The sequence below is a fragment of the Bradyrhizobium sp. SSBR45G genome (genome assembly GCF_030159255.1).
In the GTDB taxonomy this organism is placed as follows: Bacteria; Pseudomonadota; Alphaproteobacteria; order Rhizobiales; family Xanthobacteraceae; genus Bradyrhizobium.
Genome location: NZ_BSCT01000001.1, coordinates 489,381 through 514,388, shown reverse-complemented (window position 1 = coordinate 514,388; position 25,008 = coordinate 489,381). Strand labels below are relative to the sequence as shown.

Sequence of the window (25,008 nt, the reverse complement as noted above, 5' to 3'; positions counted from 1 at the left end):
AACGTGCCGAGGTCAGCTCTCGGGCCGCCAGCTCGCCGAGGTGAAATAGGGGACCTGGTCGCGAGCGAAGGCCTGCCGCGAGATGATTCGGCTCGATGGGGATACTGGCAGCTGCTCCCACTCCTGTGGATCGACGAATCGCAGACTCGCGATCTCGTCGCCGTCGGGCATGAGCGCTCCGCCCACGATGACCGCTTCGAAGGCGATTACGGTGTAATAGGTCACATCGCCATTCGGATAGCGGATGAGGAACTCGGGACCGCCGAAAACGCCGAGCAGGCGCTGCGGTCGAACCACGAGTCCAGTCTCCTCGAAGCATTCGCGGCTGGCCGCGTCTGCCGGATGTTCGTTGGGGTCAATGGCGCCGCCGGGCAGGGTCCAGAGATTCGTTTCTGCGTCGCGCCCCAGCAGGATTCGGCCGGTGTCGTCGAATACGGAGATGGAGACGGCGGTGGTCGCCAAGAGATCGTGGCCGATCTTGCTCCGGACGGCCTTGAGATGGTCGGAAATCGGCATCGCTGATCGTCGCTTGCAAGAGGTCGGCTCCGCTTGCCCGAGCGCTCATGCGCCGTCAAGACAGCGGGCACCCCGGTTCCCTTGATGGACACCTCGCCCATCCAGGCCGTCGGGGTGCACCTGTTGGGCCGCGCCCGGGGCCTGCCGGCCGCAACGATCAATGATTTGAGGAGGATCGAGAACCATTCGGCATGGCCAGAATGGCTCCCCGGGCTGGATTCGAACCAGCGACCATTCGATTAACAGTCGAATGCTCTACCGCTGAGCTACCGAGGAACAAGCGAAGAAATCTTCGCGAACGGCGCTGCGTATAACAAAGCCTTTTCGGCTTGCATAGAACGAAATCGCATCTTGGTGACAATTGCGGGGCTGCGAGCAACTTTTTGAATTTTCAGTGGCTTACACCGCTTTTGAGCGATCGGTGGGCAGCCGCCGCCCACAGTTGGATGACAAGAATTTCACTTGGAGGGGAGCAAACCGCCACCGATAGTTGTTCCGACGTGCCAACGCCGGTGTCAGGGAGTGTTGTCAGATGCCGAATACCATCATCCAGTTCACCCAACCGATCGCCGCCCCCTCGCTGATTCCCGATCCGGTCGAGCGTCTCAGCGATGACGAGTGCCTGACCCGGCTGGCCGATGCGGTGACCCGGGGCGATTCGGGGCACCTCGACGAGATCGTGCAGCTGATCGGCCGTTTGGCCGTGGTGATCGAGTAGTCGCCGGGTGCATAGCCGGAATCGGGTGCTGGTCCGCGGGCATCGCACACACCGCATTTGAACCGCGTGTTGCGTTTTCGGATGCCTTGTACCAAAAGATTGCGCAGATCGTTCGCGGTTCATCCGCTTTGCTTGCAGGTCTGCTCATGTCTTCCTTCGCAACGGCGCGCCAAAAAATGGTCGATGGTCAGGTCCGGACCAACGACGTCACCGATCACCGCGTGCTGGATGCTTTGTTGACCGTGCCTCGGGAGGCCTATGTTCCCGCTGACCGGCAGGCGCTCGCCTATCTCGATCTGGACCTGGATGTTTCCGAAGGCGGCGCTCCGAAGCGCTTTCTGATCAAGCCGATGCTGACCGGAAAACTGCTCCAGGCCGCCGAGATCAAGCCGACGGACAGTGTGCTCATCGTCGGCTGTGCGACGGGTTATCTCGCTGCGCTCGCCGCAAAGCTTGCCGGCAGTGTGACGGCGACCGAGGCCGACCCGGCCCTGGAAGGGCGGGCCAAGCAGTTGCTGGCCGGTATTGCGGGCTGCCCGGTGACGATTCGCGTCGCGCCCTCCGTGCAGGGAGATCCGGCCGACGACCGTTTCGACGTGATTCTCCTGAACGGAGCCACCGAGATCGCTGTGGACGGACTTTGTCGCCAGCTCAAGGACGGCGGTCGCCTGGTCGGCGTGTTTGCGAAGAACCGGCCCGCCCGCGCCATGATCTTTACGCGATCGCATGGTGACGTTGGCAGCAGGGTCTTGTTCGATGCTGCGGCGCCGGTCGTTCCCGGTCTCGAACGGGTTCCTGAGTTCGTTTTCTAAGGCGTCCTCGAAGGTCCTTGGGGGACTCGATGCGCATGCGGTGGTCGTGTGCGCAATGGGACCCTGCTGAGTCGTCTTCGCGGCGTCGGGCAGTCAAAATTCTGTTTCAAATCAGAAGTGTGGCCCGGATGCTGCACGTTGAGAGATTTCAGCATGAGTTCCGGGCGAGGGTGGTTCCGTTGCGCTTGCATGGAGAATAAGGTGCGAGGTGCGCGGGAGTCTCTTCAACAGGTTACGGCCCGGCTCTGGCGTTCGAGCCGGTCACAAGAGAATGGAACAGGGATGTTTGGGGTGAAGCTCGTCACCGCGGCGGCGGCTGCGGTTCTCGTGATGGCTTGTGCGGGACCGGTGCCTGCGCTTGCCGACACGATCGAGGCTGCGCTGGTGCGCGCTTATCAGAACAACCCGCAACTGAACGCGTCGCGGGCCCAGGCCCGTGCGGTCGACGAAGGCGTGCCGCAGGCGCTCTCTGGATATCGGCCCAAGGTCAATCTGACGGCGTCGGCGGGTTATTCTTATACGGACGCGCAAACCGCACCTGCCACGCCGGCCGTGCACGGCGCGCAGCGGCCGCGCAGCGTCGGCCTGACGGTCAACCAGACGCTCTATAATGGCCAGCAGACCGCGAACGGCGTCCGCAAGGCTGAGGCGAATGTTTCAGGTCAGCGCGAGGCTCTCAGGGTTCTGGAGCAACAGGTGCTCCTGCAGGCCGCGACGATCTACATGGATTATCTGCGTGATGCGGCGATCGTCGAGGTCCAGCGCAGCAATACGCGCGTGCTCGAACAGACTCTCAAGCAGACCCGGGATCGCTTCAACGTCGGTGAGGTGACCCGCACCGACGTGGCGCAATCCGAGGCGCAGCTTGCAGCCGGCCGCACCCAGCAGCTCACGGCCGAAGCCAATCTGACGGCGACGCGCTCGAATTTCCGCCGCATCATCGGCAACGATCCTGAAAATCTGGCGCCGGGATCACCGGTCGACCGCTATCTGCCCTCGACCCTGCAGCAGTCCATCGAAACCGCCTTGACCGAGAGCCCGAGCGTGACCTCGGCCATGTATGGCATCGACGTCCAGTACCTGGACGTGAAGATCAAGGAAGGCGCGTTGCTGCCGACCGTGACTCTGCAGGCATCGGCGACCCAGTCCTACGAGACGGCTCTGACGTCCTATCGCGCCTTCAACGCCGCTGCGACCGCACAGCTGAACGTGCCGATCTATCAGGGCGGCGCGGAGTACTCCCTGATCCGCCAATCCAAAGAATCGCTGGCGCAGCAGCGTCTGGTTCTTGAGCAGACGCGGGATCAGGCTCGGTCCGACGTGGTATCGGCGTGGGGCAAGCTGCTCGCGGGCAAGGCTCAGGTTCAGTCGGCACAGGCCCAGGTCTCGGCGTCCGAGATTGCCTTGAATGGCGTTCGCGAGGAAGCGAAGGCCGGGCAGCGTACGACGCTCGACGTGCTCAACGCCCAGCAGGCGCTGGTCAATGCACGGGTCTCGCTGGTGACCGCCCAGCACGATCGTGTGGTCGCATCCTATTCGGTGCTCCAGACCGTCGGACGGCTGTCTCCGCAGGTGCTGAACCTGCCGACTGCCACGTACGATGCCAGCGTGCACTACCAGCAGGTCCGGGACAATTGGGCGGGTGTACGGACGCCGGACGGCCGTTAGTCGAATCTTAAACATCGAAGCTGATCCCTCGGTCCTTGGCCGGGGGATTTTTTTATGGCACATGCTGTAGTTGTGATGATTGCGCGACGCTTGCCCGGCGAACTCCGTGCTCCACCGGTTCGCCGCGGGCGTTGCTTGCATTCATTTGTTGCCATGACATAGCCTCAAAATGGCCGCCGAACGATTCGGACTACGTCGGAAGTTCCCCCAAGAATAGTCTCCGACATGGGCAGTATCGTTCTGTTGTTTTGCATCGATAAGGCGTCGTCTGGAGACAAGTCGGCATGTTCTTTGAGAAGTCCAAGCCGCTTGGACCTGGCGCCCGGGACTGGAGCGCCGAGCGGACGAGAGCGGCGGTGTCGCTGATTTGGAGTCGGAAATGACGCAGCCTGCAAAGGTCCAAGAACCCTCGATGGAGGAGATTCTGGCGTCGATCCGGCGTATTATTGCCGACGATGAGGGCAAGCCGCCGGCGGCGGAAAAGGCCGCTGCGCCGGAGCCCGCGAAGGCCGCCGCGCCGGCGCCAAAGCCGGTGATGAACGACATTCCGCCGTCGAAGATTGCAGCGGCGGCGCCTGCCAAACCGGCACCGCCGCCCCCGCCGCCGCCGGCTGCCGCGAGCAACAACCAGGACGATATCGACGCATTGCTGGCGGGTTTGGATGAAACGACTCCGGTCGCAGAGGTTCGGCCGGCGCAGCCCGAGCCCGATCCCGAACCAGAAGTACTCGAGTTGACGGACGACATGGCCGTGGCACCACCGACCCCCGCTCCAGCTCCCAGCCCGGCTCCCGCCGCTGCGTCCTTCCGGAAGGTGGATCCGCAGGACGACATCGAGTTCATCGAGTCCGGGCGGGTCAACCAGAGCAGCCATCAGAATCACCAGCGGCCACCGAGCTTCGAGACCTCGTTCGATCCGGCGCCGCCGAAGCAGCCGATCCTGTCGACGAATACGGTCAACGCGGTCGAGTCGGCGTTCAACGCGCTCGCCAACACCGTGCTGAGCAACAACGCCAGGACGCTGGAGGATCTCGTCAAGGAGATGCTGCGGCCGATGCTCAAATCCTGGCTGGACGACAACCTCCCGGCGCTGGTCGAGCGGATCGTCAAGGCGGAGATCGAGCGGGTCTCGCGCGGCGGCCGCTGAGCCTGCCGTTGCGCTCATCCGTCCGGCACGGACGTCGGAGCTCTGCCGTGGTCCGGCATATCGGGCATTGTTTGCCGCCGCTGTTGACTTGGCGGCCCGCGGCGGCTTTCTAGCCCGTTCAAGCTGATGCCGGCCGGCGGATCGAGGCGTGACACGCGCGCGCGATCGATGGCTGGAGATCAGTCCGAAAAGTGCCCAAGCACCAACAGCTTGCGAGAGCTTTTTCAGGTCGCAACCGAAGACCCGGACAAGTTCCGCGATAGACCGGATTGGACGGCGGCCCTGCGGCTGCTGGAAATGTCATGATCGATAAGAATTATCAGCCTGCCGACCTCGAAGGTCGCATGTCCCTGATCTGGGAGGATGCCCGCGCGTTCTCCGCCGGCCGGCCCGATCGCCGCGACGCCGATCCCTTCACCATCGTGATCCCGCCGCCGAACGTGACCGGCTCGCTGCACATGGGGCACGCGCTCAACAACACGCTGCAGGACATCCTGTGCCGGTTCGAGCGTATGCGCGGCCGCGACGTGCTGTGGCAGCCGGGCACCGACCATGCGGGCATCGCGACCCAGATGGTGGTCGAGCGCCAGCTGATGGAGCGCCAGCAGCCCGGCCGCCGCGAGATGGGGCGTGAGAAGTTCCTCGAGCGCGTCTGGCAGTGGAAGGACGAGAGCGGCGGCACCATCATCAACCAGCTGAAGCGCCTCGGCGCCTCCTGCGACTGGGGCCGCGAGCGCTTCACCATGGACGAGGGCCTGTCCAAGGCGGTCGTGAAGGTGTTCGTCGAGCTGCACCGCGCCGGCCTGATCTACAAGGACAAGCGCCTGGTCAACTGGGACCCGAAGCTGCTGACCGCGATCTCGGACCTCGAGGTCCAGCAGCTCGAGGTCAAGGGCAACCTCTGGTACCTGCGCTATCCGATCGAGGGCAGGACGTTCAGCCCCGAGGATCCCACGAGCTTCATCGTCGTCGCCACCACGCGCCCGGAGACCATGCTCGGCGACACGGCTATCGCCGTGCATCCGGACGACGAGCGCTATCAGCACCTCGTCGGCAAGCGTGTGATCCTGCCGCTGGTCGGGCGCGAGATCCCGATCGTCGCCGACACCTATTCCGATCCGGAGAAGGGCACCGGTGCGGTCAAGATCACGCCGGCGCACGACTTCAACGATTTCGAGGTCGGCCGCCGCCAAGGCCTGCCGCAGATCAGCATTCTCGATCGCGAGGGCTGTGTCGCCCTCGTCGACAACGAGGACTATCTGCGCGGCTTGCCCGAGGGCTCCGAGGAGTTCGCCCGCGAGTTCCACGGCGTCGAGCGCTTCGCCGCGCGCAAGAAGATCCTGGAGCGGCTGGAGGCGTTCGGCTTCCTCGAGCGCGTCGAGCCGAACACACACATGGTGCCACATGGCGACCGCTCCGGCGTCGTCATCGAGCCATACCTCACCGACCAGTGGTACGTCGACGCCAAGACCCTGGCGCAGCCGGCGATCGCAGCCGTTAGGTCGGGCGCGACGACGTTCGTGCCGCGCAACTGGGAGAAGACCTATTTCGAGTGGATGGAGAACATCCAGCCCTGGTGCATCTCGCGCCAGCTGTGGTGGGGCCATCAGATCCCGGCCTGGTACGGACCCGACGGCAAGGCGTTCGTCGCCGAGACCGAGGAGGAGGCCGTCTCCCACGCCATCGCCTACTACGTCGAGCAGGAGGTCATCAGCGCCGAGCAGGGGCGCGAGATGGCGCTCGACCGCAACAAGCGCGAGGGCTTCATCACGCGCGACGAGGACGTGCTCGACACCTGGTTCTCCTCGGCGCTGTGGCCGTTCTCGACGCTCGGCTGGCCCGATGCCACCCCTGAGGTGAAGCGCTACTACCCGACCAACGTGCTGGTCACCGGCTTCGACATCATCTTCTTCTGGGTCGCCCGCATGATGATGATGGGCCTGCACTTCATGGGCGAGGTGCCGTTCTCGACCGTCTACATCCATGCGCTCGTCCGTGACGAGAAGGGCGCCAAGATGTCGAAGTCGAAGGGCAACGTCATCGATCCCCTGGCGCTGATCGACGAGCACGGCGCCGATGCGCTGCGCTTCACGCTGGCCGCGATGGCCGCCCAGGGCCGCGACATCAAGCTGTCGACCCAGCGCGTCGACGGCTACCGCAAGTTCGCCAACAAGCTCTGGAACGCCAGCCGCTTCGCTGAGATGAACGGCTGCACGGTGCCGGAAGGCTTCGACCCGGCCGCGGCCAAGGAGCCCCTCAACCGCTGGATCGCCCACGAGGCGGCCGCGGCGACGCGGGAGATCACCGACGCGCTGGAGGCCTATCGCTTCAACGACGCGGCCAATGCGATCTACCGCTTCGTCTGGGACGTCTATTGCGACTGGTATGTCGAGCTCTCCAAGCCGACTTTGCTCGGCGAGGACGGCCCGGCCAAGGCCGAGACCCGCGCCATGGTCGCCTGGGCGCGCGACGAGATCCTCAAGCTGCTGCATCCCTTCATGCCCTTCATCACCGAGGCGCTGTGGGAGTCGACCGCCAAGCGCGACGGCCTGCTGACCCTGTCGCCCTGGCCGCACCGCACCGATGCGCCGACTCTCGCCGAGATCGCCGCGTTGTCGGCGGCGAGCTTCGGTGATCCGCTGGTGCCGCCGATCCTGGTCTCGTTCGATGCCGCGTCCTTCAAGGACGAGGCGGCCGAGGGTGAGATCGGCTGGGTGGTCGATCTCATGAGCTCGATCCGCTCGGTGCGCGCCGAGATGAACATCCCGCCCTCGACTCTGATCCCGCTCGTTCTCGTCGGCGCCTCGGCTGAGACCAAGGCCCGTGCGCCGCGCTGGCTCGAGGCGATCAAGCGAATCGCCCGTGTCGCCGACCTGTCGTTCGCCGACTCGGCCCCCGATGGCTCCGCTCAGCTCGTCGTCCGCGGCGAGGTCGCCGCGCTGCCGCTCAAGGGCGTCGTCGATCTCGCCGCCGAGCGCACCCGCCTGACCAAGGAGATCGCCAAGGCCGAGGCCGACATCGAGCGCGTCGACAAGAAGCTCGGCAACGAGAAGTTCGTCGCCAACGCGCCCGAGGAGCTCGTCGAGGAGGAGAAGGAGAAGCGCGACGCGGCACTGGCCCGCAAGGCCAAGTTCCAGGACGCGCTGTCCAGGTTGCAGGGCGTCTGACACGACGCTCTCTCTCTACCGTCATTGCGAGCGCAGCGAAGCAATCCAGACTCCCAGTGAAGCCCCTGGATCGCTTCGTCGCTACGCTCCTCGCGATGACGGCGGAAAGGGCTTGCTCAGGAAGCGCGAGCCCTTCAGGCCGAAGCGCCAGGGCAAATCGACGGCCTTGGTAATGCCGATGCGCACGCCGGTGACGACCTCGACATCGGCCTGCCGTGCGAACAGCTCGATCGGCGCAGCATCGAGCGCCAGGCCGTTGTGCGCAATCGTGATGCCCATCGCCTGCGTCAGCTTGCCCGGGCCGGAGCACAGCGTGCGGACGTCCTCCAGCCCGCGCCGCCGCCGCATCTCGTCCACGCCGAAGGTCGGCTCGATCGCGCGGATAAGCACCGCGCTCGCCGAGCCCTCGGGCTCACAGACGAAATTCACGCACCAGTGAATGCCGTAGGAGCGGTAGACATAGGCAAAGCCGGGCGGGCCGAACATCACCTGATTGCGCGGCGTCGGCCCCCGGAACGAATGCGCTGCCGGGTCGGTGTGGTGATAAGCCTCGACCTCGACGATCACACCGCCGACCCCGTCGACCAGGAACGTCGCCCCGATCAGGTCCGGCGCCACATCGAGCACGTCGCGGGCGAAGAACGCCCGCGTCAGCCGTTGGCCTGCGCCATGGCGCCGAGGCCGTGAAACCCCGGGGGATTTTGCCGGTTTTCGCGCCATTTCTCTCGGAAATCCGCTTCGATCAGCGCTTGGGGCGCTGCCCATATCTGCCATGCCCTGGTATCCTCGGCCAGCCGGTTGCGGCGCGCCCCGCCACGGAATAGCTAGGGCGCAACAGAGATTTGCACGGATCCCATGGTCACCATCATCGATACCGTCTCCAGCGAGCCGCTGCGCCCGCGCCACCCCGAGAAGGCGAACCGGCCGGACTCGATCTCGCCGGCCAAGCCCAGCTGGATTCGCGTCAAGGCGCCGACCACCCGCGGCTATGCCGACACCCGCAACATCGTCCGCGAGAACGGCCTGGTGACGGTGTGCGAGGAGGCCGGCTGCCCGAACATCGGCGAGTGCTGGGACAAGAAGCACGCCACCTTCATGATCATGGGCGACACCTGCACGCGGGCCTGCGCCTTCTGCAACGTCAAGACCGGCCTGCCTGAAGCGCTCGACGCCGGCGAGCCCGAGCATGTCGCGGAAGCGACCTTCAAGCTCGGCCTCGCCCATGTCGTCGTCACCTCGGTCGACCGTGACGATCTCGCCGACGGCGGCGCTGCGCACATCGCCGCGACCATCCGCGCGATCCGTGCGAAGTGCCCGACCACCACGATCGAGGTGCTGACGCCCGACTTCCTGCGCAAGGACGGCGCGCTGGAGCAGGTCGTCGCCGCCAAGCCCGACGTCTTCAACCACAATCTCGAGACCGTGCCGTCGCGCTATCTGTCGGTCCGCCCCGGCGCGCGCTACTTCCACTCGATCCGGCTGTTGCAGCGGGTCAAGGAGATCGATCCCACCATCTTCACCAAGTCCGGCATCATGGTCGGCCTCGGCGAGCAGCGCCACGAGGTGCTGCAGGTGATGGACGATCTGCGCTCGGCCGAGGTCGATTTCCTCACCATCGGCCAGTATCTGCAGCCGACCAAGAAGCACCACGCCGTGATGAGCTACGTCACGCCGGAGGAGTTTTCGAACTACGAGACCGTCGCCTACACCAAGGGCTTCCTGATGGTGTCGGCGAGCCCGCTGACGCGCTCGTCGCACCATGCCGGCGAGGATTTCGCCAAGCTGAAGGCCGCGCGCGCCGCGCTCGCGCGCTGATCGAGACGAGATGCCGAGATTCTCAAACAAGCGGCGCGTGCCGCACACGGCCGAGCGGATGTTCGACCTCGTCGCCGATGTCGAGCGCTATCCCGAATTCGTGCCGCTGTGCGAGAAGCTGGTGGTGCGCCAGCGCAGCCAGAAGCCTGATGGCACCGAGGTCATCGTCGCCGACATGACGGTGTCGTTCAAGCTCGTGAAGGAGACCTTCACCAGCCGCGTCACGCTCGATCGTGCAGGGCGCAAGATCCTGGTCGAATATGTCAGCGGGCCGTTCTCCAGCCTGGAGAACCGCTGGAGCTTCGAGCCAACAGGCGAGGGCGCCTGCGAGGTGACGTTCTTCATCGCCTACGAGTTCAAGAGCCGGATGCTGGCGATGCTGATGGGCTCGATGTTCGACACCATCTTCGCGCGGATGTCGGCGGCGTTCGAGAAGCGCGCCGACGCGATCTACGGCCGCAAGCCGGCGGTGTCGTCGACGTAAGGCTCGTTAATCGCTGCCAGCGATTGATCTCCGACCGCGCCTCAATCTCCGCTGTCGTCCCGGCGAACGCCGGGACCCATAACCACAGGATCGCGTGTGGCGGCACGCCCGTCGTTCCGATCTCATCTCATCACATCCGCTGCGGCGTATGGGTCCCGGGTCGGCACCTCCGCGGCGCCTTGCGCCGCTGCGGCTTGCCCGGGACGACAGCGGAGGGCGAGGCGCCAGTGTGCCAACTCACAGTGAGACGGCGCTGCTGCGATGCCGTCGTTCCTAATCCTATCTACGTCTTCAAACAGCTGCTCCGCGACAATGTCGCGGAGCCGGTCTGATCGCGGGCGTGCAGGCCTGCGATCAAAACCCTACGCCGCCTGCACGGCGGTCAAAAAGTCCTTCACCTTGCCGCGCAGATCGTCGGCGTGCCTGGCGAGCTGGCCGGCAGCCCCCAGCATCTGTCGGGCGGCGCCGCCCGCTGATTCCACCGTCTGGCTCACCGAGCCGATGTTGGTGGCAACCTCGCGGGTGCCGCTGGCGGCCTGGCTGACGGAGCGGGCGATCTCCTGGGTGGCGTGGCCCTGCTGGTCGACCGCAGTCGCGATCGTCTTGGCGATCTCGCTGATCTGGCCGATGGTGCCGCCGATGCCCTGGATCGCGGCGACCGTGTCGCTGGTGGCACGCTGCATCGCGCTGATATGCGCGCTGATCTCGTCGGTCGCCTTCGCGGTCTGGCTCGACAGGCTCTTCACCTCCGAGGCGACCACGGCGAAGCCGCGGCCGGCATCACCGGCGCGCGCCGCCTCGATGGTCGCGTTCAGCGCCAGCAGGTTGGTCTGGCTCGCGATCGCGTTGATCATGTCGGTGACGGCGCCGATCTTGGCGGCGGCATCCGCGAGGCTGTTGACGAGGTCGTTGGTGCGCGAGGAGGCCTCGACCGCTTCGGCGGCGATGGTGGAGGAGGTCGCGACCTGGCGGTTGATCTCGCTGACCGAGCTCGACAGCTCCTCGGTCGCGCCGGCCACCGACTGCACGTTGGACGAGGCCGAGCTCGACGCCGAGGCCACCAGCGCCACCCGCTGCGCGGCCTGGTCCGCCGTGGTGGTCAGCGAGGCCGCCGTGGTCTCCACCTCGCGCGAGGCACCGGAGATCGCATTGGCAATGGCCCCGACGCTGGTTTCAAAATCCTTGGCGATCCGGTCCAGCGCGCGCTTCTTCTCCTCGCGCGCGGCGACGAGGTCGGAGAGGTCGCGGCGGAAGCTGAAGACGTAGGTCTGGCCCTCGATCTGGGTCGGCACCAGGGTGATCTGCACCAGCGCCGGGCTGCCGTCGGCGCGCTTGGTGGTCCACTCGAAGCTCGCATGGCCCTCGCGCTTGGCCTTGGCGTCCATCTCGCGCACCATGTCGGCGGATTTCTTGCCGTTGGGCTGGACCTCCGGCGCCATCGCCGCCGGCGAGCGCGACAGCAGGTCCTGCTTGCTGCGGAAGCCACCGAAGCGGACCGCAGACTCGTTGCAGGCGATGATCTTGCCCTCGGACATCACCAGGATGGCGTCGCGATGGCGTTCGAACAGCTCGGCCATCAGAAGGTTGTGCACACGATCAGCCGACTTGCCGGAAAAGAAAGCCATGGGGTCCCGAATCCACTGTCAGAGAAGAATGCGACAGACGTAGCAGGGCAAAATTAACCAAAACCTTTCGGGCGGGATCGCCGACGATAATCATCGGGCGGCGCGATCCTGAAATACGGACAGGGGGGGCTTGCTGGCGCGCAGCGCATCTCCCGCGGCGCAACGACGCCCGGGGCTGTGGATCTCGACGGGCCCTCTGAAACACGAGGGCGCAGGGAATGCCGGGCGCTGGCCGCAACCCATGGCCCGCCTGCAGCAAAAAAGCAGGCGGCAGTCACCACAGGTTCAGCCGAACTCCGGCATTCCCTGCGCGATGGTCTTCACGCTTATACGCAGTCTCCCCGGGGACCGGCTGTCTTGCCCCCGTGACCGGCGGATCATCATCACCACCGGCGTGACACCAGCTTCGGGGTGTCAGGACGCTGCGACTTCACGTCCGCCAAGAGCCGTTCGTCCGCACGTCCATGACGCGCGACGACCCATCGGCGGCCATCGCCTCCCCACCTCGCGTGTCGTGACGATCGCGATACGCCCCTCGTGCCGAGGCGGGATGAGGGAAGGGAACCACGAATTTCGAAAAAGCGAAATACAAATATTTTTGCGGGAGGGACTGGACAGGGAGTCGGCCATTGAAAGCGCTGACGAAATTCGTGTTCCGGCGCAGCGCATGACGCCGGGCTTTCAAGGCGCGAGGAACGAACTGATTTGCCCGGCGGGTTGGCCGTGGGAAGGCTCGACCGCGGGCCGAATGACTGAAACACTGCGCGTGATCGCGACAGATGACATGTTGGGCTGACGCCGCGTCAGCCGTTGTAGAAAGCAAGCCGATGCCACTCTCCCAACTGTATGACGACGCGCTGGTCTATGCTGCGCAACTGCACCGGGACCAGCTGCGCAAGGGGAGCGCGATTCCCTACATCGCGCATTTGCTCAGCGTCTCCAGCCGCGTGCTGACGGCAGGCGGCACCGAGGTCCAGGCCATCGCCGGCCTGCTGCACGATGCCGCCGAGGACCAGGGCGGGCAGCCCACGCTGGACGAGATCCGCCGGCGCTTTGGCGACCAGGTCGCGGAGATCGTCGCGGACTGCACGGATGCCTGGGACGACCCGAAGCCGGCCTGGCGTCCGCGCAAGGAGGCCTATCTCGCCAAGCTGCCAGACAAGCCTGCATCATCCCTGCTGGTCTCGCTCGCCGACAAGGTCGACCCCGCCGAGGCGATCGCGAAGGACTATCATGACGTCGGCGAAGCCGTTTGGAGCCGCTTCAGCGGCGGACGCGCCGGCACGATCTGGTACTACCGCACGCTGAGCGGGATTTTCGATGAGGCTCTTCCGGGGTCTCTGGCGCGGCAGCTCGCGCGCACGGTGGCCGCGTTTCCGGACTGACAACATCAATGGCCCTGGCAGCGCCATCGGTTGCCAAAATGCTCGGACAAAAGTCGTTGCCGATGCGGCGCAACCTGATTGCGTCCCAGCCTGCTCAGGAGAGCAGTTCACGATGAGACGATTGGGATTGGCAATTGGTTTGTTCTTGCTTGGGTCATTGACGGGGATCGTGACCTGGCACCTCGCAACGGAGCATCCCGCGAACGAAGCTGTAGCGGAACGCTTCAAGATGAAGCGTGACGGCTATGAGCGACTGCGCGCCATGCTGATCGAGGATGAGAAGATCAGAGAAGTTGCGCCGTGGGGCGTACGAACGATATCGATTGGCCTGCCGCAGCAACCGCCAACTCCTGAGATCTCGCTGCAGCGCTACGCCCTCTATCAATCGATCCTTGCCGATCTCGGAGCACTTTCAGCGACACGCTCTGATGGTCCAGACCCAAGCACATGTATTCTGGTCTGGACCTCGGGTTGGGCAGGTGGCGCAATTCACGTTGAAGTCTGTCGTTTCCACGGTGACACGTCACCCCTCAATTCCGACAAGCCAGCGAGATACAGCTATTTCTCCTTAGGCGATCATTGGTTCGGGGTGAGAGACGACATGTAGGCGCGGGTCATCTGAGAGGTCACCCGTGATGGATATCCGAGCTTGGCGCGACAGTGCCGCGTTGTCATCGTAACAAGATGCGGATCATGGATCACGATTCGGGCTGAGGTCGCGAAAGCAGTCCAGGCAGAACGTCGTTCGGCCTTCCAGGCGATCATAGGCCGAGTCGTACAATTGCCAACGACCATCATCGACGTCGATTGCGTCCTCGAACGGCATCTCTGCGAGGCTTGCGAAGCGATCGAAGCCGAGTTGCTCGAAGCAGGCGTCGCAGACGAAGAGGTGGCCAAGAATGGTAAGCTGACGGCCGGTCGGAGCTGTCCGCTGCTCGATCTGCTGCGCGACATGTCCGCAGGTTTCGACGAACGGGACGCGGCCGTGCTTGGCGCAGATCGTGATGCCCATTGTGCTGTCGCCGACATACGCTCGCGAGCTTGACCAGGTACGAGACGAAACCTGAGGCGACGATAGCGCAGTTCTTCGCAGCACGCGAGGTGCTCCGTCTGCGTTCCCAGCATTCCGGGGGGATGACAACCCCAGATGGACGGGCTATAGAGCCGGGCATGATCACCGTCGCCGCTCATCGTTTTGGTCGTTGGACGCACCGTAGCTCGCGGGCGGCGGGAGGATCGCGCACAATCTGACGATTGCAGCATTTGATCCGAACAGCCGCCAGGAACCTGGCGGCTTTTTTGTTGCCGGTAGGATTCTTCGCTTCCAGGGGAGCCCGCAATGCCGAGCACGACCGACGATCCAAGCCTCAGCGCTATCAAGGCGAGCGCATTTCGTGACGTCTCGCGATCAGCGAAGCTCTTCGCGCGCCGTCGTGATCTCTCGTCGAGCCATCCCGTCTCGTCGGAGCCCGGCGCCAACGTCTACTACTTGGCGCGACCGGCTCCTCATCGAATCCACGGCGGATCCAAGCCCGCGTCATTGCTGCGGCTCTGGTGGGAGCGCTGGCGCGAGCGCCGACGCTTCGCCAGGGAGCTGCCGTGGATGGCCGACGAGTCGCTGGAGGATTATGGCCTGACGCGCGAGGAGGCGCGGAGGCTGTGCCGCCGTCCGTTCTGGCGCGCGTGAAGCGAATGCGTCGGCCAACCAGGAGCGTCCGCCGCTCTCCCACCGCTGTCGTCCCGGGCCAGCCGGAGCGGCGCGAAGCGCCGTGCAGGCGCCGACCCGGGACCCATACTCCGCGGCAGATGTGGTGAGACGAGATCGTAGCCACGGATGTGCCGCCAAACGCCGCCCTGTGGGTATGGATCCCCGCGTGCGCGGGGATGACGACGGAGGATGCGGCGGCAGCACTGCCTTGCCCATTTGATCGAGAGCCTTGTATTGCGCGAGGTTGCTAAGGACGTCCGGATTGGACGAGCCCGGCGTCGCCATCCGTTCTGGAGAGCTCGAGACGTGTAGGGTGGGCAAAGGCGCGCCAAGGTCTTTCGTATTGTGCGCGACTGTATGAGCGCGCAGTGCCCACCATTCCGGTGCATCGTTGCCGCCACCATACGGACTACATTTTTGCTGCGTACCCCGCCGATGAGCTACGACATGTCGATGTTGGCGCGCAACTCCGCGAGACCCAAACGAAATATGCGGGACATCTGCTTCATGTCTTCCTCGGACCAAGCTGGATGATAGTGCGTGCCGATCGGAGTTGCGGAGGGAAGATTATTGGCCCAGAACAACTTGTCGTAAACGTATCCTGCCTCACTCGAACTGTGCTCGTGAAGGCTACGCACGCCTGATTTAAAGCTGTTCGCGTCATCGAGCATGTTCCAGGCATCGAGGAATGCCGCGGGATCAATATCCCGAGTCGCAGCATTCGTACACCACGCTGCAATACAATCGAAGTCATAGACCACGGCTGGCTCTGTCATGAGCGATATGCCAGCCACGCGACAGAACTCGGCGGCCCCGCTTTCGTCTCGGAAAGTAGCGATCTTTCCATTCGACAGACGTATCAACTCGTCCGTATTGTTCGACGCCCAAATGACGTAGGGGCGTTGCCCGTCGAATAGAAATTGGCAGAGGTAGTAGTTGCGTTCACCCATGGACGATTTCCGATCAGTAGTTTAGGCAGAGCTCCTCAATCGTTTTTGCCAAGCGATTGGGGCGACGCAATCTCGTATGGATGCTCTGGCAGAGACTGGATCGCGTCGCTGCGCTCGCGATGACGGTGTGGCGAGGGCAGGGCACATCGCGAGTCCCTACGTTCGTGGCCGCCGTGGTCGCTTCACCGGATGCAGTCTTGGCGTGCGGGCCACCCGCGGGCGGAGCCGGGTGGCAGCGGCGCGCTTCGGCTTGGCGGCGACCTGCGGCCGGGCCAGCTCCATCAGCAGGCGCAGGGCTTCCAGCACCGAGCGCGTGCGGACGGCGCTGCGGCCGATGGCACCAAAACGGTGTTCGCGGTGGGTGATGCGGCCGTCGCGGGCGGCGACGGCGAAATGGACCAGGCCGACCGGCTTGCCGGGGGTGGCGCCACCGGGGCCGGCGATGCCGGTGATGGCGACCGCTAGGTCGACATCGGCGCGCTCCAGGGCGCCGACCGCCATCTGGATCGCGGTCTCCTTGGAGACGGCGCCGAAGGTCTGCAGGGTCGAGGCCTCGACGCCGAGCATGGCGCGTTTGGCCTCGTTGGAATAGGTGACGAAGCCGCGGTCGATGACATCCGAGGAGCCGGGGATCTCGGTCAGCGCACCAGCGACCAGGCCGCCGGTGCAGGACTCCGCGGTCGCGATCATCAGCTTGCGCGACCGGCACAGGTCGAGCAGCGAGCGGGCCAGCGCGCTGGTGGAGCCGATTTGACGTTCGCTCGCCATGTCCCGCTCGTCCTCGAACTGATAGCTACCTCAGAACTCACCGCACCGAATGAGACCGCGTTCGATGAGTTCGAAGCGCTGCCGCGATCTCCACCTCTCCCCGCCCTTGTCCGCCGTAGCTCGAAGAGCGAAGGCGGAAGCGGGGAGAGGTCGGATTGCATCGCAAGATGCAATCCGGGTGAGGGGGTGCAGGTCTCTCCACACGCACTTCCCGTGCGGCTGCCCCTCACCCCAACCCTCTCCCCGTGAAGAACGGGGCGAGGGAGCGCACCGCGATCGCGGTGAGAACTCGATTCAGGCATCGTAAAGTAAGAGTTCGACTCTCACCTCATATAGTTCAATCTCGTCGACCAATAACAACGGTCGAGGTCGTCTGCCGCATCGCTCAGCTCAATCTGGTCGCAACTACACACCCCACGGCAGCCGGATCGTCGCGCTCGCGGTCGCTGCGATGCCTTCCTCGCGGCCGGTGAAGCCGAGGCGCTCGCTGGTGGTGGCCTTGACGGCGATGCGCGAGATGTCGACGCCGGAGATCTCGGCGATGCGGGCGCGCATCTGGTCGCGGAGCGGGCCGATCTTGGGGCGCTCGCAGATCATCGTAACCTCGAGATTGGCGACGCGGCCGCCGCGCGCGGTGACCCGCTCGATGGCGTATTTCAGGAACTGGTCGGAGGAAGCGCCCTTCCATTTCATGTCGGACGGCGGGAAGTGCGAGCCGATGTCGCCATCGGCCAGAGCGCCCAGGATGGCGTCAACCAGAGCGTGCAGGCCGACGTCGCCGTCGGAGTGCGCCAGGAAGCCCTTGCTATGCGGCACGCGCAGGCCGCACAGCCAGACATGGTCGCCCTCGCCGAAGGCATGCACGTCGTAGCCGGTGCCGGTTCTGATGTCGCCGAGCGCTGCTGCGAGCCGCGCTTCCTCGCGCACGAAATCTTCCGGTGTGGTGAGCTTCATGTTGGCAACATCGCCCTCAAAGGTCGTGACGGTCAATCCCGCCCATTCGGCAATCGCCGCATCATCTGTAAACTCGGTGAGCCCGTCGCGCGCGGCGCGGCGATGCGCCTCCAGGATCACGTCGAACTTGAAGGTCTGCGGCGTCTGCGCGATGCGCAGTTTTGCCCGCTCCGGTGTCGCGGTGATGTCGCCGTCCGCCGTGACCTCCTTGATGGTGTCCGTCACGGGCACGACGGGGATCGCCGCGCCGGTCTTGCCGGCCGCGACAATCGCGCGCGAGATCACGGCCGGCGTCACGAAGGCGCGCGCGGCGTCATGGATCAGCACGATCTCGGGCTTGTGCGGAACCAGCGCCTCCAGGCCCGCCAGCACCGAGGCCTGCCGCGTCGCGCCGCCATGCGCGGGCGCCGCGTGCCGCAGGCCGCTGACGGCGGCATTGAAGACGTCGATGTCATCGGGATTCACCACCGGCTGCACCACGGTCACCTCGGGATGGTCGGCGAAGGCCGCGAGCGCGCGATGGATGACGGTGCGGCCGCCGATGGTGCGGTATTGCTTCGGACCACCGGCACCGGCGCGCAGGCCCCGGCCGGCCGCGACGAGAATGGCTGCAGTCCGCTGAGAAGTCGTCATGGGAACAGGCTATCGATGCTACTTGGGAAACATGAGGGGTAGGTTGGCGGCTTCTTACATCTGCGGACATTGTTAAGCGAGCGCGATCACACATGGCATGCGCGCGACGGCGATCCCGACGCATTCGTGCGCATCTGAGGTGACGAAAACGCGGGCACTCCCGCCAGAGATGCGCCACGGCGTGATCGAGGCATCCCGAGCCATGCAAAAAACCGGCGGCTGCGGGGTTTACCATGACTGCCGAACAAGCATATTTTGCTGCACTGCACTTGAAATGCGGGAAGTCTTGGCTAAAGTGTAGGCATGACGCTTGACTGCCCAAGAATTGTGCTTGAGAGTGCAGAGCAGACGCAATGATGCGTCCATGAGCTTGAAGAGTCGTCCGTGACCGGTTCGGTAAATACTGCCGCCAAGCCTCTGACAATAGGCGAGGTTTCTCTCGCGAATCGGGCTCTCCTTGCGCCGATGTCGGGGATCACCGACGCGCCGTTCCGCCGACTCGCGGCTGAGCTTGGCGCGGGCCTCGTCGTGTCCGAGATGACCGCCAGCGACGATCTCGTCAAAGGGCGGTGGATATCCCGGTTGCGCTGCGAGGCCAGCGGCGTCGGGCCGCATGTGGTGCAGCTCGCCGGCTGCGAGGCGCATTGGATGGCCGAGGGTGCCAAGGTCGCGGCTGACGGCGGGGCCGATGTCATCGACATCAACATGGGCTGCCCGGCGCGCCACGTCACCGGCGGCCAGTCGGGCTCGGCCCTGATGCGCGATCTCGATCATGCGCTGACCTTGATCGAGGCGACGGTCGAGGCGGTCGACGTGCCCGTCACCTTGAAGATGCGGCTCGGCTGGGACGAGCGCTGCCTGAACGCGCCGGAGCTGGCGCGCCGCGCCGAAGCCGCCGGCGTGCAGCTCATCACCGTGCACGGCCGCACCCGCCAGCAGTTCTACAAGGGCGAGGCCAATTGGAGCGCGGTGCGCGCCGTGAAGGACGCGGTCGACCTGCCGGTCGTCGTCAATGGCGACATCACGAGTTTCGAGGACGCGCGCGAGGCGCTCGACGCCTCCGGCGCCGACGCCGTCATGATCGGCCGCGGCGCGCAAGGCGCCCCTTGGCTGCCCGGCCAGATCGGCCGCCGTCTCGACGGTGGCGTGGAAGAGGGCGCGCCGGAGCTGTCTCGGCAGCTCGCTTATCTGACCGCACTCTACGACGAGATCTGCCGCCACTATGGCAAGCGTGTCGGCCTGCGCCACGCCCGCAAGCATCTCAGCTGGGGGCTCGACGTGGCCGCCCGGTCTGCCAACGCGCCAGCCGGTAAACTGAAGGCCTGGCGCGATCGTATCCTGACATCCGAGCAGCCGTCCCTGGTGCATCGGGCGCTGCGTGACGCCTTCGACGATTTTGCCTGGAGTGCAGCCGCATGAGCTCAGCCGCAGAACAGCGCAAGCGCCTTCCATCCGATGGCGATGCCATCCTCAACGCGTTGCCGAATCCGGTCCTGGTCATCGGCCCGGACGGCATGATCATGGACGCCAACATGGCGGCGGAATCGTTCTTCGATTCCTCATCGCAGTTCCTGCAGCGGCAGTCGCTGAAGAAGCTGGTGCCGTTCGGCTCTCCGCTGCTGGCGCTGATCGACCAGGTGCGGACGACAAACGCACCCGTCAACGAGTACAAGGTCGATCTCGGCACGCCGCGCACCGGCGCCGACCGGCTGGTCGACCTGCACGTCGCGCCGCTGCCGGAGCGGCCGGGGCACATCGTGGTGATGCTGCAGGAGCGCACCATCGCCGACAAGATGGACCGCCAGCTCACCCATCGCAGCGCCGCGCGCTCGGTGATCGCGCTGGCCGCGATGCTGGCGCATGAGATCAAGAACCCGCTGTCGGGCATCCGCGGCGCCGCGCAATTGCTGGAGCAGCAGGCCTCGTCCGAGGACCGCATGCTGACCCGGCTGATCTGCGACGAGGCCGACCGCATCGTCACCCTGGTCGACCGCATGGAGGTGTTCGGTGACGACCGCCCGGTGGCGCGCGGGCCGGTCAACATCCACTCCGTGCTCGATCACGTGAAGCGGCTGGCGCAGTCGGGCTTCGCCCGCAACATCCGCTTCATCGAGGACTACGATCCGTCGCTGCCGCCGGTGCTCGCCAACCAGGATCAGCTGATCCAGGTGTTTCTGAACCTGGTCAAGAATGCCGCGGAAGCCGTCGTCGACCTCGGCTCGGATGCGGAGATCCAGCTCACCACGGCGTTCCGCCCCGGCGTGCGGCTGTCGGTGCCCGGCAAGAAGTCGCGGGTGTCGCTGCCGCTGGAGTTCTGCGTCAAGGACAACGGCCCCGGCGTGCCGGAAGACCTGATGCCCAATTTGTTCGATCCGTTCGTCACGACCAAGCCGACCGGAAGCGGCCTCGGTCTTGCATTGGTCGCCAAGATCATCGGCGACCATGGCGGGATCATCGAGTGCGAGTCGCAGCCGCGCAAGACGACCTTCCGGGTGCTGATGCCGATGTACAGCGCGAGCAAACAACCAGATCACGGCCCAAAAAACAGCATTGGCGATGACGTTTCGGGGACGTCGTTGCATGCCTCTCAGGGATCAAATTGAGGACCACTTATGCCTGCAGGTAGCATTCTCGTTGCCGACGACGATACGGCCATCCGCACGGTCCTGAACCAGGCGCTGTCACGCGCTGGCTACGAGGTGCGGCTGACCGGCAACGCCGCCACCCTGTGGCGCTGGGTGAGCCAGGGCGAGGGCGATCTCGTCATCACCGACGTGGTGATGCCCGATGAGAATGCATTCGACCTGTTGCCGCGCATCAAGAAGATGCGGCCGAACCTGCCGGTCATCGTGATGAGCGCGCAGAACACGTTCATGACCGCCATCAAGGCGTCGGAGCGCGGCGCCTATGAGTACCTGCCGAAGCCGTTCGACCTGAAGGAGCTGATCGCGATCGTCGGCCGCGCCTTGGCCGAGCCGAAGGAGCGGGCGGCGAGCCAGCCCGACGACAGCGAGTTCGAATCGATCCCGCTGGTCGGCCGCTCGCCGGCGATGCAGGACATCTACCGCGTGCTGGCGCGGCTGATGCAGACCGATCTCACGGTGATGATCTCCGGCGAGAGCGGCACCGGCAAGGAGCTGGTGGCGCGCGCGCTGCACGATTACGGCAAGCGCCGGAACGGCCCGTTCGTCGCGGTCAACATGGCCGCGATCCCGCGCGACCTGATCGAATCGGAATTGTTCGGCCACGAGCGCGGCGCCTTCACCGGTGCCAACACGCGCGCCTCCGGCCGCTTCGAGCAGGCCGAGGGCGGCACCCTGTTCCTGGACGAGATCGGCGACATGCCGATGGAGGCGCAGACGCGGCTGTTGCGCGTGCTGCAGCAGGGCGAGTACACCACCGTCGGCGGCCGCACCCCGATCAAGACCGACGTGCGCATCGTCGCGGCCTCCAACAAGGACCTGCGCATCCTGATCCAGCAGGGGCTTTTCCGGGAAGATCTGTTCTTCCGCCTCAACGTCGTGCCGCTGCGGCTGCCGCCGTTGCGCGAGCGCATCGAGGACCTGCCGGACCTGGTCCGGCACTTCTTCGCGCTCGCCGAGAAGGACGGCCTGCCGCCGAAGAAGCTCGATGCGGCGGCGCTGGAGCGGCTCAAGCAGCACCGCTGGCCGGGCAACGTCCGCGAGCTGGAGAACCTCGCAAGGCGCCTCGCCGCGCTGTATCCGCAGGACGTCATCACCGCCTCGGTGATCGACGGCGAGCTGGCCCCGCCGGCGGTGACCACCGGCTCCAACGCGCCCACCTCGATCGACAATCTCGGCGGTGCGGTCGAGGCATACCTCTCGTCGCATTTCCAGGGATTTCCGAACGGCGTACCGCCGCCGGGCCTGTATCACCGCATTCTCAAGGAGATCGAGATCCCACTGCTGACCGCCGCGCTGGCGGCGACGCGTGGCAACCAGATCCGCGCCGCCGATCTGCTCGGTCTCAATCGCAATACGCTGCGCAAGAAGATCCGCGACCTCGACATCCAGGTTTACCGCAGCGGCGGTTAGCCCCCGGGAGAAGCTCCCCCGACCACGTCGGGGGAGTCCGCCCGCGGCGCATGCGCAGCATCCGCGACCGGCACAAGCGTCCGATCGTTCGAGAAGATGGCCCCACGCACAGTCCAGCGCGACGTGTTCGCGTGACGGCTTGGCGATAGCCCCGCAGATATTCACTCGCTCATCATCGCCCACGCACGCACCGACTCGCCGCAGCGGGGCGGCGCTTTGCCGTGACTTGCTGTGCGAGACAGCAACTTGCGCAGCTTGAAAATGAAACATCGTTGCATTTTGTCTTTTCCGCTTTTATTGTGCCGCCAAGCTCGGCCGGAAGACGGCCCAACAAGGCACCGCGGAGGAACGGAATGGACAGCGTGGCTGCGCGCGCGGCGCCGGCATTCGACATCACGCCGACGATGCGCAAGGTGATGCGGCGCATCATCCCCTTCATCTTCGTCTGTTACGTCGTCAGCTATCTCGACCGCATCAATGTCGGCTTCGCCGGCCTGCAGATGAACCGCGACCTCGGCCTGACGCCGTCACAATTCGGCTGGGGCGCAGGTCTGTTCTTCCTTGGCTACTTTCTCTGCGAGATCCCCAGCAATCTGATGATGCAGCGCGTCGGCGCTCGGCTGTGGATCGCGCGCATCATGATCACCTGGGGCCTGCTGTCCACGCTCACCTGCCTCGTCGCCGGCCCGGTGAGTTTCTCCGCGATGCGCCTCCTGCTCGGCATGGCCGAGGCTGGCTTCACGCCCGGCGTGTACCTCTATTTCACCTACTGGTTTCCCGGCGTCTGGCGCGGCCGCGCGACGGCCGCCTTCCTGGTCGGCATTCCCGTCGCCAACATGATCGGCTCGCCGATCTCGGGCGCGCTGCTGACGATGGACGGTTTCGGCGGCCTTGCCGGATGGCAGTGGCTGCTGATCATCGAGGGCTTGCCGGCCGTGCTGCTGGGTATCGCCTGCCTGTTCGTATTGTCGGATCGTCCGGGCGAGGCCACATGGCTCGATGCCGACGAGCGGCGCGAGCTCGATGTGCAACTGGCGGCGGAGCAGGCGACGTTGGCCGCCCGTCACGGCAACACGTTGCGCGATGCCTTCGCCAATCCGAAGGTGTTCGTGCTGGCGCTGGTCAATTTCTGCGGCATCTGCGGCTCGCTCGGCGTCGGCCTGTGGCTGCCGCAGATCGTGCGCGGCTTCGGCGTCAGCTATGTCGCGGTCGGCTTCATCTCCGCGGCGCCTTACGCGCTGGGCGCGGTCTGCATGCTGCTGTGGGCGCGCCTCGCCAACCGCGCCCGGCATCGCCTGTGGTTCGTCTGCGGCGCGCTGGCGACCGCAGGCGTCGCGTTGTCGGTCAGCGCGAGCTTGACGGCGCCGCTGCCGGCGATGCTGGCGCTGACGGTCACCGTGGTCGGCATCCTGTCGTTTCAGGCGACCTATTGGGCGATCCCGTCCGGCTTCCTGACGGGACGCGCGGCCGCGGCCGGGCTCGCCTTGATCGTCTCGATCGGAAATCTCGGCGGCTTCGTCGGCCCGTACATGATCGGCTATCTCAGGGAGGCGACGAAGAGCTTCTCGACGCCGCTGTATGTCCTATCCGTGATCCTGCTGGCCGGCACCGCCGTCATGTTCGTGCTCGGCGATCCGGCCCGCGACACAAGCGCATCGAAGGAAGCCGCATGATCACCCGCCGCAGCCTGTTGGCGGCCGGCGCCGTCGTTTTGACGGGCGCCCGGACCGCGGCCGCTGACGCCGTGCCGAATTCGGCCGGTTCGGAGCCGCCCAAGCTGAACGCGCCGGCGAATGCCTGCGACGGTCACCATCACATCTACGATGCGCGCTTCCCGGTCTCGCCGCACTGGCGCGGCGGCCGGCCGGATGGCGCGACCGCCGCCGACTATCGGCTGCTGCAGAAGCGGCTCGGCGTCACGCGGCACGTGATCGTGCAGCCGTCGACCTATGGCGTCGACAACAGATGCCTGCTGGATGCGCTCGACCAGTTCGGCGCAGAGGCGCGCGGCATTGTCGTCATCGACGAAAACACCGATGACACCGAGTTGAAGCGAATGGATCAGCGCGGCGTGCGCGGGGTCCGCGTCAATTTCCTGACCCCGCAAGCATGGGGCGTCACGACGGCCGAGCGGCTGGAGCAGACCGCCAAGCGCATCGCCCCGCTCGGCTGGCATGTCCAGGTGCTGATGTCCGGCGACCAGATCGCGCAGCACGAGGCCGTGCTGGCCGGGCTGCCGGTGCCGGTCGTGTTCGATCATCTCGGACGCATTCCGCAGCCGGTCGGCTTGGCCCATCCTGGCGCGCAGGCGATGCTGCGTCTCGCCGACACGGGACGAGGCTGGATCAAGCTGTCGGAGCCCTATGCCGACACCAAGATCGGTCCGCCGGACTACCCGGACACGAGCGCGGTGGCGCGCGCCTGCGTGCAGGCCGCGCCGGACCGGGTGATCTGGGGCAGCGACTGGCCACATCCGACCGAAAAGGAGAAGCCGGACGACGCCGTCCTGTTCGATCTCCTGTCCAGCTGGGCCCCGGATGCCGCGATCCGCGAGAAGATCCTGGTCGGCAATCCGGCGCAGCTGTTCGGCTTCGCCTGACGCT

The 25,008-nt window shown here is 65.4% G+C and carries 23 protein-coding genes and 1 tRNA gene; 16 read left to right on the top strand and 8 right to left on the bottom strand.

Annotated elements, in window-relative coordinates:
* Positions 1-12: 12 nt before the first annotated feature.
* The gene (locus tag QQL87_RS02395; protein WP_284415987.1) at positions 13-516 is read right to left on the bottom strand and encodes an NUDIX domain-containing protein; all 504 of its coding nucleotides are present in this window, start codon (positions 514-516) and stop codon (positions 13-15) included.
* 201 nt (positions 517-717) lie between these two features.
* A tRNA-Asn gene (locus tag QQL87_RS02390) sits at positions 718-792 on the bottom strand.
* Between the two features lie 256 nt (positions 793-1,048).
* On the opposite strand from QQL87_RS02390, the gene QQL87_RS02385 reads away from it, so the two are divergent.
* From QQL87_RS02385 to QQL87_RS02365, 5 genes are all read left to right on the top strand, one after another.
* Positions 1,049-1,234 (top strand): hypothetical protein, encoded by a 186-nt coding sequence (locus QQL87_RS02385; RefSeq protein WP_284415988.1) that lies wholly within the window; start codon positions 1,049-1,051, stop codon positions 1,232-1,234.
* Positions 1,235-1,380: 146 nt separating this feature from the next.
* Positions 1,381-2,046: a protein-L-isoaspartate O-methyltransferase family protein gene (locus tag QQL87_RS02380; RefSeq protein ID WP_284416432.1), complete on the top strand. Its 666-nt coding sequence runs from the start codon at positions 1,381-1,383 to the stop codon at positions 2,044-2,046.
* 282 nt (positions 2,047-2,328) lie between these two features.
* Positions 2,329-3,714 carry a TolC family outer membrane protein gene (locus tag QQL87_RS02375; protein WP_284416433.1) on the top strand — a complete coding sequence of 462 codons (1,386 nt, stop codon included), beginning with the start codon at positions 2,329-2,331 and terminating at the stop codon, positions 3,712-3,714.
* Positions 3,715-4,093: 379 nt separating this feature from the next.
* Positions 4,094-4,861, top strand: coding sequence for a PopZ family protein (locus tag QQL87_RS02370; protein WP_284415989.1), 768 nt, complete (start codon positions 4,094-4,096; stop codon positions 4,859-4,861).
* 302 nt (positions 4,862-5,163) lie between these two features.
* Positions 5,164-8,028, top strand: a complete 2,865-nt coding sequence (locus QQL87_RS02365) for a valine--tRNA ligase (RefSeq protein WP_284415990.1) — start codon at positions 5,164-5,166, stop codon at positions 8,026-8,028.
* Between the two features lie 81 nt (positions 8,029-8,109).
* Here the strand turns inward: QQL87_RS02365 and QQL87_RS02360 are convergent, their stop codons facing one another.
* Positions 8,110-8,748, bottom strand: a complete 639-nt coding sequence (locus QQL87_RS02360) for a DNA-3-methyladenine glycosylase (RefSeq protein ID WP_284415991.1) — start codon at positions 8,746-8,748, stop codon at positions 8,110-8,112.
* Between the two features lie 135 nt (positions 8,749-8,883).
* Between QQL87_RS02360 and lipA the strand changes: the two genes are divergently transcribed.
* Both lipA and QQL87_RS02350 read left to right on the top strand, forming a co-directional pair.
* A complete protein-coding gene (gene lipA, locus QQL87_RS02355) occupies positions 8,884-9,843 on the top strand; it encodes a lipoyl synthase (protein ID WP_284415992.1) in 960 nt (319 codons plus the stop codon).
* Between the two features lie 10 nt (positions 9,844-9,853).
* Positions 9,854-10,327, top strand: coding sequence for a type II toxin-antitoxin system RatA family toxin (locus QQL87_RS02350; RefSeq protein WP_284415993.1), 474 nt, complete (start codon positions 9,854-9,856; stop codon positions 10,325-10,327).
* A gap of 362 nt (positions 10,328-10,689) precedes the next feature.
* Here the strand turns inward: QQL87_RS02350 and QQL87_RS02345 are convergent, their stop codons facing one another.
* Positions 10,690-11,952 (bottom strand): methyl-accepting chemotaxis protein, encoded by a 1,263-nt coding sequence (locus QQL87_RS02345; RefSeq protein WP_284415994.1) that lies wholly within the window; start codon positions 11,950-11,952, stop codon positions 10,690-10,692.
* 550 nt (positions 11,953-12,502) lie between these two features.
* On the opposite strand from QQL87_RS02345, the gene QQL87_RS02340 reads away from it, so the two are divergent.
* The 3 genes from QQL87_RS02340 to QQL87_RS02330 all read left to right on the top strand — a co-directional run bounded on the left by QQL87_RS02340 (position 12,503) and on the right by QQL87_RS02330 (position 13,944).
* The gene (locus tag QQL87_RS02340) at positions 12,503-12,748 is read left to right on the top strand and encodes a hypothetical protein (protein WP_284415995.1); all 246 of its coding nucleotides are present in this window, start codon (positions 12,503-12,505) and stop codon (positions 12,746-12,748) included.
* 31 nt (positions 12,749-12,779) lie between these two features.
* Complete coding sequence (locus tag QQL87_RS02335) at positions 12,780-13,337, top strand: HD domain-containing protein (protein WP_284415996.1); 558 nt, start codon at positions 12,780-12,782, stop codon at positions 13,335-13,337.
* Between the two features lie 112 nt (positions 13,338-13,449).
* A complete protein-coding gene (locus tag QQL87_RS02330; RefSeq protein ID WP_284415997.1) occupies positions 13,450-13,944 on the top strand; it encodes a hypothetical protein in 495 nt (164 codons plus the stop codon).
* Between the two features lie 84 nt (positions 13,945-14,028).
* Here QQL87_RS02330 and QQL87_RS02325 read toward each other — a convergent pair whose 3' ends face one another.
* Positions 14,029-14,349 (bottom strand): hypothetical protein, encoded by a 321-nt coding sequence (locus QQL87_RS02325; protein WP_284415998.1) that lies wholly within the window; start codon positions 14,347-14,349, stop codon positions 14,029-14,031.
* 327 nt (positions 14,350-14,676) lie between these two features.
* Between QQL87_RS02325 and QQL87_RS02320 the strand changes: the two genes are divergently transcribed.
* A complete protein-coding gene (locus QQL87_RS02320) occupies positions 14,677-15,024 on the top strand; it encodes a YjiS-like domain-containing protein (RefSeq protein ID WP_284415999.1) in 348 nt (115 codons plus the stop codon).
* A gap of 461 nt (positions 15,025-15,485) precedes the next feature.
* On the opposite strand, the gene QQL87_RS02315 is transcribed toward QQL87_RS02320, so the two are convergent.
* From QQL87_RS02315 to QQL87_RS02305, 3 genes are all read right to left on the bottom strand, one after another.
* Positions 15,486-15,995, bottom strand: a complete 510-nt coding sequence (locus QQL87_RS02315) for a hypothetical protein (protein ID WP_284416000.1) — start codon at positions 15,993-15,995, stop codon at positions 15,486-15,488.
* A 156-nt stretch (positions 15,996-16,151) separates the two neighbouring features.
* Positions 16,152-16,763: a CinA family protein gene (locus tag QQL87_RS02310; RefSeq protein ID WP_284416001.1), complete on the bottom strand. Its 612-nt coding sequence runs from the start codon at positions 16,761-16,763 to the stop codon at positions 16,152-16,154.
* Positions 16,764-17,168: 405 nt separating this feature from the next.
* Positions 17,169-18,350: a bifunctional 2-C-methyl-D-erythritol 4-phosphate cytidylyltransferase/2-C-methyl-D-erythritol 2,4-cyclodiphosphate synthase gene (locus tag QQL87_RS02305; RefSeq protein WP_284416002.1), complete on the bottom strand. Its 1,182-nt coding sequence runs from the start codon at positions 18,348-18,350 to the stop codon at positions 17,169-17,171.
* Positions 18,351-18,773: 423 nt separating this feature from the next.
* Between QQL87_RS02305 and dusB the strand changes: the two genes are divergently transcribed.
* The 5 genes from dusB (at position 18,774) to QQL87_RS02280 (ending at position 25,004) form a co-directional block, all read left to right on the top strand.
* Positions 18,774-19,769: a tRNA dihydrouridine synthase DusB gene (dusB, locus tag QQL87_RS02300; RefSeq protein ID WP_502871128.1), complete on the top strand. Its 996-nt coding sequence runs from the start codon at positions 18,774-18,776 to the stop codon at positions 19,767-19,769.
* Positions 19,766-20,953 (top strand): two-component system sensor histidine kinase NtrB, encoded by a 1,188-nt coding sequence (locus QQL87_RS02295; RefSeq protein ID WP_284416003.1) that lies wholly within the window; start codon positions 19,766-19,768, stop codon positions 20,951-20,953. The genes dusB and QQL87_RS02295 overlap by 4 nt, the downstream gene beginning before the upstream one ends.
* 9 nt (positions 20,954-20,962) lie before the next feature.
* The gene (gene ntrC, locus QQL87_RS02290) at positions 20,963-22,405 is read left to right on the top strand and encodes a nitrogen regulation protein NR(I) (protein ID WP_006613895.1); all 1,443 of its coding nucleotides are present in this window, start codon (positions 20,963-20,965) and stop codon (positions 22,403-22,405) included.
* Positions 22,406-22,758: 353 nt separating this feature from the next.
* Positions 22,759-24,078: an MFS transporter gene (locus tag QQL87_RS02285; RefSeq protein ID WP_284416004.1), complete on the top strand. Its 1,320-nt coding sequence runs from the start codon at positions 22,759-22,761 to the stop codon at positions 24,076-24,078.
* The gene (locus QQL87_RS02280) at positions 24,075-25,004 is read left to right on the top strand and encodes an amidohydrolase family protein (protein ID WP_284416005.1); all 930 of its coding nucleotides are present in this window, start codon (positions 24,075-24,077) and stop codon (positions 25,002-25,004) included. The genes QQL87_RS02285 and QQL87_RS02280 overlap by 4 nt, the downstream gene beginning before the upstream one ends.
* Positions 25,005-25,008: the final 4 nt, after the last annotated feature.